The following is a 13,765-nucleotide window of genomic DNA, read 5'->3' as shown; positions in this document are numbered from 1 at the left end:
CGCCGGCCGCCAGAGCCGGCGTCGTCGTTTCAGGATTCAGGAGAAGACCATGCTTAAGAAACTGTTGTCCGGGCTGTTTGGCGGCGGTAGTGACAAGCCGGCATCGCGCCATGCCGCCGAGCCGGTGGAATACAAGGGCTACCAGATCATCTCCGAGCCGGAAGAGCAGGGCGGCCAGTTCCGGGTCAGCGGCTGGATTCGCAAGCCGGCCGAGGGGCAGGCCGGCGAGGCCCTCGAGCACCGCTTCGAGCGCTCCGACCTGGTGCCTGGCCGCGAGGCCTGCGACCAGCTCATGGTCAGCAAGGCCCAGCGCTATATCGATCAGGTGGGCGACGAGATGTTCAAGCCCCGCTGAGTGGGCCGATGCGCCATCCGGTACCCAGGGCGTAGCGAGAGGCGCCGGAGCAGCCTCGAGCGATATTTCTGCTCTGCTATTCATCCTTAGGAGAAGGGAAAGCGGCCCGCGGCCGCTTTACACTGGGGCGATACCCGACTCCCGGAGCCAGTATGCGCCTGCTGCACCGTGCCTCGCCCTGGCGTGACCTCTTTGCCGCCGACTCCCTACCCGCCCCCGCGACCCTGCCGCCACTGCTTGCGCCGTTGCGCGATGTCCTGGTCGAGCTGGGCCCGGCGCCCAGCCTGGCCGAGGCCCGCGCCTGGCAGGCGAGGCTGGTGGAGGCGCTGGACCGGCTCGACCTGCCGGGCTGGCGCATCAGCCAGCTGATCAGCGATCACAATGACTGGCTCTACCGGCGCGCCATCGAGCTCTCGCTCAACGAGATGGCGGGGCAGGGCTGGGGTGAGCCGCCGGTGGCCTTCTGCGTATTGATGCTCGGCTCCGGGGCCCGCCACGAGAGCCTGCTCGCCCCGGATCAGGACAATGCCATGATCGTCGATGACTATCCGGATTCGCGGCATACCGAGATCGACGGCTATTTCCAGTCGCTGGGAGAGCGCTTCACCGCGCGCCTGGACGAGGCCGGCATTCCGCTGTGCAGGGGGCATGTGATGGCGCGCTGGCCGATGTGGCGCAAGCGCCTCTCGGAGTGGTGTGAACAACTGACGCTGTGGACCGCCGACCGGCGGGTCAAGCGGGTGCAGCAGGCCAATATCCTGCTCGACTTTTCGGCGGTGTACGGCGATGCGGGGCTGGCCGAGTCGCTGAGCGCCCATGTCCAGCAGCTGATGCCGCGTTCGGGGCTGTTTCTCGACGAGATGGCCGCACTGCTCGACGAGCTCCCGGTCGCCCTGGACCGCTTCGGGCGGCTCGCCGGTGACGGCGAGGGCGCCCCCCACGACGACGCCTTGAACCTCAAGCGCCAGGGGCTGTTGCCGCTGGCGGGGGGGGTACGGCTGCTGGCGCTGCGGCACGGCGTGCGGGTGCCGGATACCCGCTCGCGGCTGGCCGCTCTGGTGGTCAAGGAGGCGCTCTCCAATCGCCAGGCCCAGGCGCTGGCCTCGACGCTGGCGCGGCTGCAGGCGCAGCTGCTGGCGGCCCAGCGCGAAACCCTAAAGCAGAGCGCCATCCCCGACGGCTGGATCGATGTCGCCCGCCTGGAGGAGGACGAACGGCTGCTGATGCGCCACGACATGCAGCAGATTCGCGGCCTGGTCAAGGTGGCGAAGCGCTAGCCGCTGTTTCGGCAGGCGCCGCGGGAAGCTCCATCACCAGGCAGGCGCCCTTTAGCTTCGGCGCCTCCTCGACCCATAGTCGTCCGCCCAGGTGGGCGACGATGCCGCGGCTGATCGGCAGGCCCAGGCCGCTGCCCCGGGGGCGGCCCTTGGCCTTGCCGGCGCCGGCGCCATGGCGCTTGATCTGGTGGAACTTCTCGAACACCCGCTCGCGCTCCTCCTCGGCGATGCCGGGCCCGTTGTCCTCGACGCTGAGACGATAGTGCTGCTTGTGGGGGGTGAGGTGCAGGCGTACCCGCGGGGCGTCGTCGTCGGCGAACTTGCCGGCGTTATCGAGCAGGTTGATGATCACCTGTTCGAGCCGGTCCGGGTCGCCAATCACCGGCGCTTCGTCCACCTCGATGTCCACCTCCAGGCTCACGCCGCGGTCCTCCTGCAGACGATGCACCGCATCCACACTGTGGCGGGCAAGGGCCACCAGGTCGAGGCGCTGGGGGGTCAGGGTCAGCCGGCCGCTCTCCAGCCGGGCCAGGTCGAGAATCTCCTCGATCAGCCGTGACAGCCGCTGGCTCTCCAGCACCACCACGTCGAGGAAGTGAATGCGCTTCTCCTCCGGCAGGTCTCTGCCGTCGCGCAGGATCTCGGCGAAGGCGCGGATTGAGGTCAGGGGGGTGCGCAGTTCGTGGCTGACCATTGCCACGAACTCGTCCTTGAGGCGGTCGAGCTCGCGCAGGCGCTCGTTGGCGGCGCGCAGCTCCTCGCTGGCCTGGGCCAGCTCGCGGGACTGCTGCTCCAGGCGTCGGTTCATCTCCAGGGTCTCGGAGGTGGTGTCGAGGATGCTCAGTACCGACTCCAGGTCCAGCGCCTCGCCGCGCACCAGGGAGTTGATCAGCACTCGCGAGGAGGCGCTGCCCAGCGCCCCCGCCAGGGCCTGTTCCGCGCGGGTGATCAAGTCGGGGGGGGCCGGCCAATCATCATCCGGGCCGGCGTTGGGAACGTCGGCAAAGACCCGCGCCGTGGCGCCCGCGCCCAGGTAGCGAGTGACCAGAGTGCGGAGTTCGCCCCGGGTGGTCTGGCCGTGCCACAGCGAGGATTCGATGAGCCCGGGGTGCATCGCCTCGGTGAACAGTGCCGCCTGGGTCTTCTCCACCGGGCTCTGGCGGGAGAACAGCGATATCCCCACCAGCAGCCCCACATTGGCCATCAGGCTCCACAGCAGCGAGTGGCTGTAGATGTCCCAGCCTTCCAGGCCGAACAGCGCATAGGGGCGCAGCCAGCTCAGGCCCCAGGGGCCGTACTCCAGGAAGGCGTCGTTGAGCCAGCCGGACTGGGCGAAGCCGGGGATCAGCAGGGTCCAGGCCCATACCAGGGTGCCGGCGATCAGCCCCAGGGCGGCGCCGCGGCCGGTGGCGCCACGCCAGTAGAGGCCGATCAGCATGGCCGGGGCGAACTGGCAGGCCGCGGCAAAGGAGACCAGGCCGATGGTCACCAGGCTGTAGGAGTCGCCGATCAGCGCATGGTAGAGATAGCCCAGCAGCAGGATGAGGACGATGGCCACCCGGCGAATGCCCAGCAGCCAGCCGGCCAGCCCGCCCTGGGAGCTCAGATGCAGGCGCTTGGAGCGCAGCAGCAGCGGCATCACCAGCTGGTTGCTGACCATGGTGGAGAGCGCGATGGTCTCGACGATCACCATGCCCGTGGCCGCTGAGAGGCCGCCGATGAAGACCAGCAAGGGCAGCCCATCGAGGCCGGCGGAAAGCGGCAGGGTCAGCACGAAGCTGTCCGGGTCGGGGTTGCCGGCGGGGAGCAGCAGGCCGGCCATGGCGATCGGAATCACGAACAGGTTGATCGCCAGCAGATAGAGCGGAAACAGCCAGCTGGCGCGGGTGATATGGCGTTCGTCGACGTTCTCCACCACCAGCACCTGGAACTGGCGGGGCAGGGTGAGGAAGGCCAGGAAGGCCAGCACCAGCATGCCCACCCAGCCGCTGGCGCCGCCGGGCACCGCCTCGAGGCTCAGGGCGCCGACCAGCTCGGGGCTGGCGGCCACCTGGGTGAAGAGGTCGCCGGGGCCGTGGAACAGGCTGAACACCACGAACACCCCCACCGCCAGGAAGGCCACCAGCTTGACCATCGACTCGAAGGCGATGGCCGCCACCATGCCCTCGTGACGCTCGCTGGCGTCCAGGTGGCGGGTGCCGAAGAGGATGATGAAGACCGCCAGAACCAGGGCGACCCAGAACGACTTGTCGACCCAGAAGGCTTCCTCGGCCAGGCTCAGTTCCGGCGCCAGCGGGTAGTTGACCAGCACCGCATGGCTGACGGTGATCGCCTTGAGCTGCAGGGCGATATAGGGGGTGATGCCGATCAGGGCGATGAGTGCCACCAGGGCGCCGAGCCCCTGGCTCTTGCCGTAGCGGGCGCTGATGAAGTCGGCGATGGAGGTGATGCGCTGGACCTGGGCGATGCGCACCATCTTGCGGATCATGAAGGGGGCCATGAGCATGGCCAGGGTCGGGCCCAGGTAGATCAGCAGGAAGCCGGGGCCGTACTGGGCCGCGCGTCCCACGCTGCCGTAGAAGGTCCAGGCGGTGCAGTAGACGGCAATGGAGAGCGCGTAGACGGTGGGCGAACCGATCAGCGAGCGGCCCTGCTCGGCGCGCCGGTCGCCCCAGGCGGCGATCACGAACAGCAGGGCCAGGTAGCCGAAGGCGACGCTGATGACGATGGCGTCCGTGCGCATCCGTTCAGTCTCCCGAGCGCTGTTCGAGCAGCCAGGCCGCCAGGGCGATGACCAATGCCCAGGTGACGAAGATATACAGCGGCAGCCAGGAGAGCCCAACCTCCGGCGGCCGGTCCACCACCATCACCAGCGGCGGCAGGAAGAGCACCGCGGCCACCATGATCAGGGCAATCAGCCGCTCCTTGAGTCGCGAGGGGCTCATCATGAGGCGAAGGCGTCCTCCTTGGTCAGGGCACTGGCCTGCAGCGCCAGCGCCTGCTCCAGGGTTTCGATCCCGCGCGCCTCCAGGCGCGGCAGCAGCGCCAACCACAGCTCGGCGGTGACCCGGGCGTCGCCCAGGGCGGTATGCCGGGTGCCTGGTGGGAAGCTGAGATCGTAGCGCTCGGCCAGGGTATCCAGATCGTGACCGTCCAGGCTGTCGTCCAGGGCGCGGGAGATCAGCAGGGTGTCGAGCACCGGCATGTCGAAGGTCACGCTGGCCCCCGCCGGCTGCAGGGCCAGCAGGTCGAAGGCGGCGTTGTGGGCCAGGATCACCGCGTCGCCGATATAGTCGCGAAAGCGCGGCAGGATCACCGGCAGCGGCGGGGCGCCGGCCACGTCCGCATCGGTGAGCCCGTGGATGGCGGTGCTGGCGGGGGGGATCGGCTTGCCGGGGTCGACCCGCACGTCGAAGACTTCGCTGGCCAGCAGGCGGGCGTTGACGATACGGCAGGCCCCGATGCTGATCACGGTATCGCCGCGGCGCAGTTCGAGGCCGGTGGTCTCGGTGTCGAAGGCCACGACCTGGAGTGCGCGCAGCGGACGGGCGGCCAGCTCGGCGTCAGGCGGCGGCAGGTCGGCGATGCCGAAGTCGTGGAACTCGGGACGCGGCGGTGGCTGGGCGCGCGGCGCGCCGACCCGCTCCACGGCGGGCAGCGGCAGGCGCAGGCGGGCATGGATGCCGTCCTCGTCGGCCAGGCTCCAGGCGTCGCTGGCGTGCTGACGAAGCAGGTCGCCGACCCTTGGGTTGAGCGGCAGGGTCTCGAGCCGCGAAGCGCTCCAGGCGGCCAGTTCGCGCTGGGAGAGCGGTGCACCGCGCCAGATCAGGTCGAGATAGACACGGCGGTTGCCGAGCAGCATCTCGCCTTCGAAGGCGGGGCTGCCGCTGTGCTGCTGGAGACGCTCGAGCAGGGATTCCAGCAGCACCAGCAGGGCGGGGGCGTCGCCCTTGAACCAGGCCGGCATACCGATCGGCTGGACCTCCACGGGGTCGTCCCTGAGCCGCTCGTTGAGTGACTGCCAGAGATCGTTGGACCATAGCGGCACTAGCCGCTCGCCCTGCTGCTGCATGTCCTCGATCAGCTTGCCGAGCTGCTCGATGCCCTGGCTCAGGGCGCGGCTCTCCTCGTCGATCACCGCTTCCAGGCGGTCGCGCAGGTTGTCGTCGAGGCGACCGGCATGACGGGCGCTGCCCAGTGCCTCGGCGGCGCTGCTCAGGTTGGCGCCGTGACCGCGCAGCGGGGGCAGGGTGTCGGCGAGTTTTGCGCGAGCGCCCATCTCGCTGGTCCAGGCGGCGGTGGTGTCACTCAGCGTCAGCAGGGTTTCGCCGTTGCTGTTGGGCACGCGGCGTAGCACCACCCGCAGCCAGCGCTCGTCGCTTGGCACCAGCAGTTCCCGGGGCGAGCCGTCATCGGGCAGTTGGCTCAGGGCGTCCTGAAGGCTGCTGGCCGGCAGCAGGGCATCGAGGCGTTTGCCCAGCCCCAGCCCGGGGTGACCATCGAACAGCGTCTCGGCTGCGTGGTTGAGCAGCAGTAGCCGGCGATGGTGGTCGCACAGCAGCAGCGGCGTGTCGAGCACCTGCAGCAGGGTCTCGAGCTCCTGGCGGATGCGCGCCGCGCTGCGTGCGCCTTCCGCGTGGGCGGTGGCGAGCCGCTGGCGGTCGGCACGCCAGGCCTCGCGCACACGCATCAGGTCCGGGCCCAGGCCGCGCAGCCAGCCCTCCGGTGGATAGTCCTCACGGGCATCGGGGTTGGCCACCAGCCGGGCCAGTTGAACCTGCAGGTGGCGCAGGGGGGTGAACAGCATGCGTTCGAGCAGCAGGCCCACCAGGAAGATCGTGCCGCCGCCGGAGAAGCAGCCCAGCCACAGCACCAGGCGCGCCAACCCCTGGGGCTCGAACAGGTGATCCAGCCAGGCGGCGAAGGTCGCGCCACCGAAGATGCTGATGCCACTGAGCAGCAACCATAGGCCGATCAGCCTCTGGCGCTTGGGTAGCTTGCGCCCCACCATCAGGCATCCTCGACCAGCAGTGCCTTGACCTTCTCGACCAGCGCCTGGGTGGAGAAAGGCTTGGTGACGTAGTCGTCGGCCCCCAGGGCCAGCCCCTTCTCACGCTCCACCTCCCGGCCGTGGGCGGTGAGCATGATAATGGGCAGGCGTGCATGGTTCGGGTCGTTACGCAGCTGTTCCAGGACATCGAAGCCGCTGATGCCGGGCAGGCTGATATCCAGCAGGATCAGGTCGGGGGGCGACTCCTCGACCCGGGCCAGGGCGCTTTCGCCATCGTCAGCGGTGACCACGTCGAATCCGGCCTGCTGCATCAAGAATTCCAGCGACAGGACGATATTGGGCTCATCGTCCACCACCAGGACCTTGGCCATGGCTGTCTCCTCATTGTAAGTTGTTGACGTCCAGTCTAGTGACCGGGCCCGGGGCGGCAAAGACGACCTTGGGCCAAGGCGCTTCGCCGCCTCCAGGAGACTCCCTCCCCATGATCTGCGTTCACCATCTGGAAAATTCCCGTTCTAAGCGGGTGCCGTGGCTGCTCGAGGAGTTGGGCACCAGCTATCGGATCATCGAGTATCAGCGTGACCCGAAGTCGCTGAGGGCGCCAGCATCGCTGCGGGAGGTCCATCCGCTGGGCAAGTCGCCGCTGATCAGTGACGAGTCGCGGGGCGGTCGTGTGGTGGCCGAATCCGGCGCCATTATCGAATATTTGCTCGATCACCATGACCCGGAGGGACGGCTGCGTCCCCCCGCGGGTAGCGATGCTCACGAGCGTTATCGGCACTGGCTGCACCATGCCGAAGGCTCGGCCATGCCGCCGCTGGTGATGCGGCTGGTGTTTTCACGACTCGGGAAACCGCCGGTGCCGGCGCTGATCCGCCCGCTGGGCCGCCAGTTTGCCAAGGGGGTCGAGCAGCAGTTTCTGGGCCCCGAGATCGAGGCCCTGATGCAGTATTGGGAGGATGCCCTGGAGCAGACGCCGTGGTTTGCGGGCGACGCCTTCAGCGCCTGCGATATTCAGATGAGCTTTCCGCTGCTGGCGCTGGAAAGCGGCCAGGCCCTCGCCGACTATCCGCGTCTGCAAGGCTTTCTGACGCGCTGCCGAGAGCGAGACGCCTATCGGCGTGCGGTGGAGAAGGGCGGTGAGTTCGGCGCCATCGGTGGCTGATCGCGTACCTACTGGCCGTTGTCGCCGTTCTCCTGACGCTTGAACTTGGGGCCCAGCGGGCCGAGCCACAGCCACACCTGCAGCACCACCAGCACCGGCAGCAGCCAGGCGGGAGCGCCGGTCACCGAGACCAGTACATGGTAGATGAGGTAGGCGGTAAAGCCGGCGATCAGCCCCACCACCGGAAACATGAAGGGGCGCTGGTAGCCGGGACGGCGTGAGAGGCGGAACAGGGAGCCGGTAAAGGCGCCGAAGGTTGCGGCCATGGCCATCGGAAGCAGAATCTCTTGCATGGGGTCTCGCCTTGACGGGTCCTGGGTTATAGACGCCAGCGTAACGCCTTCGTCGCCGTCGGCGCTGTACGACTTTTGAACAAACGCCCAAACGCTGCCAAGCGCCTACAGTTCAGTTCATCAACCATACCAAAACCTGACCAGGAGGCGACCTACCTGGCACACATCGACGACGAGCTGGCCCGCCTGCCGACCGATATGCAGGGAATTCCCACCCTCGAAGCGCTGGCCGACCGGCTGGATGCGGCCGGCGTCTAGCCGCCTAGCGCCTCAGCAGGTGCTCCCTCAGCGCCTGCTCGCCGCGCGCCAGCCATTCGTGGAGCGCCCGGGTGCTCTGGTTGAGATGATAGGCCCGGGGCAGCCAGGCGCGCAGCCCCTGGGGAGGCGGGCTGGCGAACTCGGTGGGCGCCGCCACGACGCTCAGCCCGGCGGCCTCGAAGGCCGCCACGGCCCGGGGCAGGTGCCAGGCCTGAGAGACCAGCAGGATGTCGCCGATATCCTCCAGGCGCAGCAGCTCGGCGCTGAAGCGGGCATTCTCGGCGGTGTTGCGGCTCTCGCCCTCCAGCCACTGCACCGGCACCTCGAACACCTCACGCAGTGCGGCGGCCATCAGGCTGGCCTCGGCGCGCTCCTCGTCGTGCACGCGGCCGCCGCTGACCAGTATCGGCAGGCCAGTTTGGCGCTGCAGGTGGGCGCCGTAGGCGAGCCGGCGCCAGGTGGGGTTGGCGGGGGCGTCGCCCCAGCCGAATTCCGGGGCGACATAGTCGCGCCCGCCGCCCAGGATGACGATGGCCTGGGCCGTGCCAAGCTGCCCGGGGCCGGGCACTTCATGAGCTTCCAGGCTGTGGCGCAGCGCATGGCTGGCCAGCGGCGTGGCGAGCAGCAGCAGCCCGAACAGGCCCGCTATCACCAGCAGGGCGCCGAGCAGGCGGCGCGCGCCTAGTAGCAGTCCGAGCAGCACCAGCAGCACGTTGAGGGTTGGGGGTAGCAGCAATACCTTGAGTAGGCTCATGTCATGCTCCCGCGGCGGTATCGTGGTCGAGGGATTCGAGGCGGCGGCTGGGCCAGTGGACCACGGCGGTTCGGTTAAGCATGCGCCTGGCCAGCTTGGGATGCTCGCGGTGGATAACCCGGGTGGCGAACTCGGCGAGGAAACGCGACTTCATCTCAGCGCGGGCGCGGTCCACGCCGACCTCCTGATAGGGGGTGGAGGCCAGCAGCAGGAAGCCGTCGTCGGGAATCCGCCCGGCCTTCATGTTGGCATCGATGATCGCCGCCGCGGTGCCGATGGGCTCCGAGAGGTCGGGGCTGTAGGGCCCAACGATCAGCGCGGTGTTGGGCAGGTGCAGGAAGTCGAAGCCGCGGCCCACGCAGATCACCCATTCGCGATGCTCGATATTGAGCTCACGCTGGACACCGCGTAGCGAGTCGACGTGCTGCAGGTTGCCCTCGAGCAACGGCAGCAGGTCGCGGCGGATATCGGCCGGCATATCGGCACATAGGCCGGCCACCCGGCGGTCGAGGCTTGCGGCATCGGCCGGGGTGAGGGCGCTCATGTCGAGGGTGGCGCCGTCGTCGCCGTGCACGATCAGCGCATCGCCGTCGGTCTCGAAGCCACACACCAGCGGGTAGACATGGCGGTGGTCGTGGCCGAACAGCCGCTCGGCCTGGGTGCGGATCTCCCGGGCATGGGCCAGCGCCGCCTCGGTGTCACAGCCGAAACCGGCACAGCCCCGGGCGCGTGAGCCGCGAGAAAAGTGGTAGGTGATGATCATCAGCACACCGTGGCCGCTGCGGGTGGCCTCATAGACGGCGTCGGTGAGCATCTCGCCCAGGTAGGGCCAGCCGAGGTGAAAGATGCCGCCCAGGTTGCGAAAGGGGGTGATGATGCCCAGCGGGGTGCGGGTGGCATGGGGAATGTGGATGCGCCCGTCCATGCACTTCATGACGATGATCCGGGTGGGATGGGCGGCCAGGTAGCGCTCCCGGGCCAGCCAGGCGGAGGGGCTGCAGAAGGTCTCGGCGTGTTCCCGGGAGAGGGCCAGCAGCGCATCGATACGCGCTTCAATGGGATGATCGTGGATAGGCATGTAGGACTCGATGGTAGCGATGAATTATTGTTGTTCACCCCCTAGGGTCCACTAGCCTCGACTCTGCTGCCAAGTGGCGGTTCGTCGAAGCTAGCCAATCTCCACCTTCTCCTTGAATTCGCACAGGTCCTCGATCACGCAGCTGCCGCAGCGCGGCTTGCGGGCCAGGCAGGTGTAGCGGCCGTGCAGGATCAGCCAGTGGTGGGCATCCTGGCGGAACTCCCGGGGCACATGGCGCAGCAGCTTCTGCTCCACCTCGACCACATTCTTGCCCTTGGCGATCCCGGTGCGGTTCGACACCCGGAATATATGGGTGTCCACGGCGATGGTGGGCTCGCCGAAGGCGGTGTTGAGGATGACATTGGCGGTCTTGCGGCCCACTCCGGGCAGTGCCTCCAGGGCAGCGCGGGTACGGGGCACCTCGCCGCCGTGCTTGTCCAGCAGCAGGCGGCAGGTCTTCATCAGGTTCTCGGCCTTGGTGTTGTAGAGGCCGATGGTCTTGATCTGCGCCTTGAGGCCGTCGAGGCCCAGATCGAGGATCGCCTGGGGGGTGTTGGCCAGCGGAAACAGCCTTGTGGTGGCCTTGTTGACGCCGACGTCGGTGGCCTGGGCGGAGAGCAGCACCGCCACCAGCAGCTCGAAGGGGGTCTCCCAGTTGAGTTCGGTGGTGGGCTCGGGGTTGTGCTCGCGCAGCCGCGCAAAGATCTCGTAGCGTTTCTGGGCGTTCATGGTGTCCTGTCAGGTTGGAAAGCCTGGCTCTGGCAAGGTGGCCAATATCCGGGGCTTATCCGGCGACAGGTCTGTGAGGAGGCGCTGTGAACCCCTCCCTGGGCGCTACCGACGCCTTCCCTGGCGTAGGACCTCCTCTTCGACCTGTCCCCGGCGCCCCTCGCTTGGTGCCGGCCTTCAACACTCCGTGTTCAGATCATCCTGCTTTAGCGTGACCTCTTCCAGTGCCTGGCGGGCGCTGGCAAGGAGATGCTCAGCCTCGGGCATCTGGGCCAGGGCGGTGGCCTCGGCCTGGGCGTCGCCGCGACGCCGGGCGCTCTCCAGCTGCTGCTGTACGCGCTTCAAGGCTTGTTCGGCGGCGTTGACGGCTATTTGGCGCTGTCGGCGGGTGGTGGTGCCGCCGGCGGTGCGCGATGCCCGCGAGCGCTGCTGGATCAGGCGCTGCTGGCGCTCCCGGCGCTTTTCGCGCTGCTCCCGGGCCAGGCGACGGTTGCGCGCCGCGAAGCGCTCGCGCCCCTTGGCGGCGCGCCGGGCGAGGTAAGCGTCCTGTTCGGCGGCTGTCTTGGCCGCCTGCCAATGCGGGTGCGGCAGCAGGTCGATGCAGTCCACGGGGCAGGGGGCCACGCAGAGCTCGCAGCCGGTGCACTCGTCGGCGATCACGGTGTGCATGCGCTTGGCCGCGCCGAGGATGGCGTCCACCGGGCAGGCCTGAAGGCACTTGGTACAGCCGATGCACTCGGCCTCGCGCACGTAGGCCACCAGCGGCGGCTGGGCCGGCTGCTCCAGGGGCAGCGGTGGTTGGCCGGTCAGCTCGGCCAGGCGCTCGACCGTGGCCTGGCCGCCGGGCGGGCAGCGATTGATCGCCTCGCCGGCAGCAATGGCCTCGGCGTAGGGGAGACAGCCCGGATGGCCACACTTGCCGCACTGGGTCTGTGGCAGCAGGGCGTCTATGGCTTCGATCAGCAGTGGGTTGCCCGTCACATGCGCTCCTGTTGGGCCGCGGTGAGTCGTGGTGGCCGATTATACGCTTCCCGATGGGTCCGGGCATCCGCCTGGGATGTGTCAGGCATCCAGGCTCTCCTCCCGGTTGACCTGCTGTGCCTGTATTCGGTTGCGTCCCTGCCTCTTGGCCTCGTAGAGCGCCTGGCCAGCCGTCTTCATCAGCTGCTGGGATGTGCATGGCCCGGGGGTGGGGCAGCTGGCCACACCGATACTGACGGTCACCAACTGGGCTGTCGGGGAGGCGCGCAGTTCAACGCTCGATGGGGCTTGCCTGGTCATGGGCCTGGTAGGCCGCCACCCGGTTCCGCCCGCTGGCCTTGGCCTGGTACATGGCCTGGTCGGCAGCCCGCATGATGTCGCTCGGTGTCGTCAGGTTATCCGCCCGGGAGGCAACGCCGATGCTGACTGTCACATAGGGGCTGGTCGGGGAATACTCATGAGTCAGCGCCAGTGCGTTGATGGCCTGCAACAGCCTGCGGGCATGGTCCAGCGCTTCATCCAGCGAGGTATCGGGCATCAGGATACTGAACTCCTCGCCTCCCGTGCGGGCGGCCAGGAAGCGGTGAGAGCCAAGGTGGCCCTGCATGCATTCGGCGAGGGCGACCAGGCAATCATCGCCGGCAAGGTGGCCGTAGTGGTCGTTGTAGAGCTTGAAGTGATCGATATCGAGCATCATTGTCGAGACTTGCCCGCCGCTGGGCTGTGCCTTGTGCATGGCCTGTTCGAGTCTTTCATCGAACAGGCGGCGGTTGGCAAGCCCGGTCAGCGAGTCATGCTGGGACAGGTCGAGCAGCAGGGCGGATTGCTGCTGTTGGTGTTCGAGGAGATTGCGAAACTCCTGGGCCAGGGTGCCGATCTCGTCGCGCCGCTTCAGTAACGAGGCAGGCATGGGGGGAGGTGTCGTATCCAGGTGCAGGCGCTGGGTATAGCGAGAGAACTGGCGAATGGGTGCCAGCACGATGCTCTCAAGCAGCCACAGCACCACCAGCAGGGTCACGATCAGTACGCCGCTGGTCCAGTAGAGCGCGAAGCGAAAGGTCTCCAGGCTGGCCTGGTAGCGCTGGCGTGGCAAATTCGCATCGATGCGAATCTGCCGATCGTCGGGCATGGCCTCGACCGCTCGGCTGGCGGCCATCTGGGTCGTTGAAACCCGTTCCAGGCTTTCGTGTGGCACCTCGCCGCCCTGTGCGATGCTGGTCAGGTTGAGATCGATGCCGGTCGTGTCGCGTAGCTGTTCGAGCCATGGTGTCGAGAGGGGGCGCACCATCAGCAGCCAGCCGGCTGAGGGAGACTCTTCCCGACTCTGGTAGATGCCCGACATGGCCGCCATGGCCAGCATGGGCTGGGCCAGTAGCCAGGTCTGTGACGCCTCGTTCTCACTCGCGAGCCTGGTCGGCAGGTAGTCGATGTAGGTGGTGGCCCAGTCGCAGGGAGGTGCCGCGTCGGGACAGGACGTGAACTCGCCATCATCGTCATAGCCCGCTACCCATCTCGGCTGGTGGCGAGCATCGAGGAAGATCATCGTCTTGAGTTCGAGGGTTTCCAGGGTGCTTTCATAGAGGTTGGAGTCGACATACTCCGGGCGCTTACCCTGGACGAAGTCGTAGGTATCGTCCCACCAGGCCCAGTCCTCCACCAGGCGCCGCATATGGTTCAGTTCGCTGCCAATGCCTCGCTCGACTCGATCGAGTTCGCTGCTGGCGTACTGCTCTTCGTCCTCCAGAAGGATCGGCATGATCTGGTAGCGGGCCACCAGTACCAGAGCCAGAAGCGCGAGACAGAGCACGCCACCCAGCGCGAGGAAGAAGCGGTGCCTGAGTGAGGAGAAGGATGGTGTCATGGG

General features: G+C 67.7%; 15 protein-coding genes. 4 read left to right on the top strand and 11 right to left on the bottom strand.

Annotation, left to right across the window (positions count from 1 at the left end; translation table 11 throughout):
• The first annotated feature begins 49 nt into the window (after positions 1-49).
• Positions 50-355: an HlyU family transcriptional regulator gene (locus HOP52_RS00120; protein WP_238974707.1), complete on the top strand. Its 306-nt coding sequence runs from the start codon at positions 50-52 to the stop codon at positions 353-355.
• A gap of 152 nt (positions 356-507) precedes the next feature.
• Positions 508-1,632 carry a DUF294 nucleotidyltransferase-like domain-containing protein gene (locus HOP52_RS00115; RefSeq protein ID WP_238974705.1) on the top strand — a complete coding sequence of 375 codons (1,125 nt, stop codon included), beginning with the start codon at positions 508-510 and terminating at the stop codon, positions 1,630-1,632.
• Here the strand turns inward: HOP52_RS00115 and HOP52_RS00110 are convergent.
• From HOP52_RS00110 to HOP52_RS00095, 4 genes are read right to left on the bottom strand one after another with little or no spacing between them, the layout of a single operon-like run.
• Positions 1,613-4,375, bottom strand: coding sequence for a sensor histidine kinase (locus HOP52_RS00110; protein WP_238974703.1), 2,763 nt, complete (start codon positions 4,373-4,375; stop codon positions 1,613-1,615). The genes HOP52_RS00115 and HOP52_RS00110 overlap by 20 nt on opposite strands.
• A 4-nt stretch (positions 4,376-4,379) precedes the next feature.
• Entirely contained in the window at positions 4,380-4,580 is a 201-nt protein-coding gene (locus tag HOP52_RS00105) for a hypothetical protein (RefSeq protein ID WP_309674223.1), read from the bottom strand.
• Positions 4,577-6,643, bottom strand: coding sequence for a 3'-5' exonuclease (locus HOP52_RS00100; protein ID WP_238974701.1), 2,067 nt, complete (start codon positions 6,641-6,643; stop codon positions 4,577-4,579). Before HOP52_RS00100 ends, HOP52_RS00105 begins: the two co-directional genes overlap by 4 nt.
• A complete protein-coding gene (locus tag HOP52_RS00095) occupies positions 6,643-7,014 on the bottom strand; it encodes a response regulator transcription factor (protein ID WP_238974699.1) in 372 nt (123 codons plus the stop codon). Before HOP52_RS00095 ends, HOP52_RS00100 begins: the two co-directional genes overlap by 1 nt.
• A gap of 110 nt (positions 7,015-7,124) precedes the next feature.
• Between HOP52_RS00095 and HOP52_RS00090 the strand changes: the two genes are divergently transcribed.
• Positions 7,125-7,808 carry a glutathione S-transferase gene (locus tag HOP52_RS00090; protein WP_238974697.1) on the top strand — a complete coding sequence of 228 codons (684 nt, stop codon included), beginning with the start codon at positions 7,125-7,127 and terminating at the stop codon, positions 7,806-7,808.
• Positions 7,809-7,816: 8 nt separating this feature from the next.
• On the opposite strand, the gene HOP52_RS00085 is transcribed toward HOP52_RS00090, so the two are convergent.
• On the bottom strand, positions 7,817-8,101 hold the full coding sequence (locus HOP52_RS00085; protein WP_238974695.1) for a hypothetical protein: 285 nt from the start codon (positions 8,099-8,101) through the stop codon (positions 7,817-7,819).
• 75 nt (positions 8,102-8,176) lie between these two features.
• Between HOP52_RS00085 and HOP52_RS00080 the strand changes: the two genes are divergently transcribed.
• Positions 8,177-8,359: a hypothetical protein gene (locus HOP52_RS00080; RefSeq protein WP_238974693.1), complete on the top strand. Its 183-nt coding sequence runs from the start codon at positions 8,177-8,179 to the stop codon at positions 8,357-8,359.
• 4 nt (positions 8,360-8,363) lie between these two features.
• Here the strand turns inward: HOP52_RS00080 and HOP52_RS00075 are convergent, their stop codons facing one another.
• The 6 genes from HOP52_RS00075 to HOP52_RS00050 all read right to left on the bottom strand — a co-directional run bounded on the left by HOP52_RS00075 (position 8,364) and on the right by HOP52_RS00050 (position 13,762).
• A complete protein-coding gene (locus HOP52_RS00075) occupies positions 8,364-9,113 on the bottom strand; it encodes a YdcF family protein (protein WP_238974691.1) in 750 nt (249 codons plus the stop codon).
• Position 9,114: 1 nt separating this feature from the next.
• Complete coding sequence (locus HOP52_RS00070) at positions 9,115-10,191, bottom strand: carboxysome shell carbonic anhydrase (protein ID WP_238974689.1); 1,077 nt, start codon at positions 10,189-10,191, stop codon at positions 9,115-9,117.
• 90 nt (positions 10,192-10,281) lie between these two features.
• Positions 10,282-10,920 carry an endonuclease III gene (gene nth / locus HOP52_RS00065; RefSeq protein ID WP_238974687.1) on the bottom strand — a complete coding sequence of 213 codons (639 nt, stop codon included), beginning with the start codon at positions 10,918-10,920 and terminating at the stop codon, positions 10,282-10,284.
• Positions 10,921-11,097: 177 nt separating this feature from the next.
• Positions 11,098-11,901: an electron transport complex subunit RsxB gene (gene rsxB, locus HOP52_RS00060; RefSeq protein ID WP_238974685.1), complete on the bottom strand. Its 804-nt coding sequence runs from the start codon at positions 11,899-11,901 to the stop codon at positions 11,098-11,100.
• 81 nt (positions 11,902-11,982) lie between these two features.
• Positions 11,983-12,201 carry a GGDEF domain-containing protein gene (locus HOP52_RS19550; RefSeq protein ID WP_275298014.1) on the bottom strand — a complete coding sequence of 73 codons (219 nt, stop codon included), beginning with the start codon at positions 12,199-12,201 and terminating at the stop codon, positions 11,983-11,985.
• A complete protein-coding gene (locus HOP52_RS00050) occupies positions 12,173-13,762 on the bottom strand; it encodes a diguanylate cyclase domain-containing protein (protein ID WP_238974681.1) in 1,590 nt (529 codons plus the stop codon). Before HOP52_RS00050 ends, HOP52_RS19550 begins: the two co-directional genes overlap by 29 nt.
• Between the last annotated feature and the right edge of the window lie 3 nt (positions 13,763-13,765).

It is taken from the genome of Billgrantia campisalis, assembly GCF_022341425.1.
Lineage (GTDB): Bacteria > Pseudomonadota > Gammaproteobacteria > Pseudomonadales > Halomonadaceae > Halomonas > Halomonas campisalis.
This window is presented reverse-complemented; position numbering and strand designations above follow the sequence as displayed.

Bases quoted from the DNA above. Each gene is read 5' to 3' on its own strand.
- nth (WP_238974687.1), bottom strand. From the start codon at position 10,920: ATGAACGCCCAGAAACGCTACGAGATCTTTGCGCGGCTGCGCGAGCAC.
- HOP52_RS00100 (WP_238974701.1), bottom strand. From the start codon at position 6,643: ATGGTGGGGCGCAAGCTACCCAAGCGCCAGAGGCTGATCGGCCTATGG.
- HOP52_RS00115 (WP_238974705.1), top strand. From the start codon at position 508: ATGCGCCTGCTGCACCGTGCCTCGCCCTGGCGTGACCTCTTTGCCGCC.
- HOP52_RS00095 (WP_238974699.1), bottom strand. From the start codon at position 7,014: ATGGCCAAGGTCCTGGTGGTGGACGATGAGCCCAATATCGTCCTGTCG.
- HOP52_RS00110 (WP_238974703.1), bottom strand. From the start codon at position 4,375: ATGCGCACGGACGCCATCGTCATCAGCGTCGCCTTCGGCTACCTGGCC.
- HOP52_RS00090 (WP_238974697.1), top strand. From the start codon at position 7,125: ATGATCTGCGTTCACCATCTGGAAAATTCCCGTTCTAAGCGGGTGCCG.
- HOP52_RS00105 (WP_309674223.1), bottom strand. From the start codon at position 4,580: ATGATGAGCCCCTCGCGACTCAAGGAGCGGCTGATTGCCCTGATCATG.
- HOP52_RS00050 (WP_238974681.1), bottom strand. From the start codon at position 13,762: ATGACACCATCCTTCTCCTCACTCAGGCACCGCTTCTTCCTCGCGCTG.
- HOP52_RS00070 (WP_238974689.1), bottom strand. From the start codon at position 10,191: ATGCCTATCCACGATCATCCCATTGAAGCGCGTATCGATGCGCTGCTG.
- HOP52_RS00075 (WP_238974691.1), bottom strand. From the start codon at position 9,113: ATGAGCCTACTCAAGGTATTGCTGCTACCCCCAACCCTCAACGTGCTG.
- HOP52_RS19550 (WP_275298014.1), bottom strand. From the start codon at position 12,201: ATGACCAGGCAAGCCCCATCGAGCGTTGAACTGCGCGCCTCCCCGACA.
- HOP52_RS00120 (WP_238974707.1), top strand. From the start codon at position 50: ATGCTTAAGAAACTGTTGTCCGGGCTGTTTGGCGGCGGTAGTGACAAG.
- HOP52_RS00085 (WP_238974695.1), bottom strand. From the start codon at position 8,101: ATGCAAGAGATTCTGCTTCCGATGGCCATGGCCGCAACCTTCGGCGCC.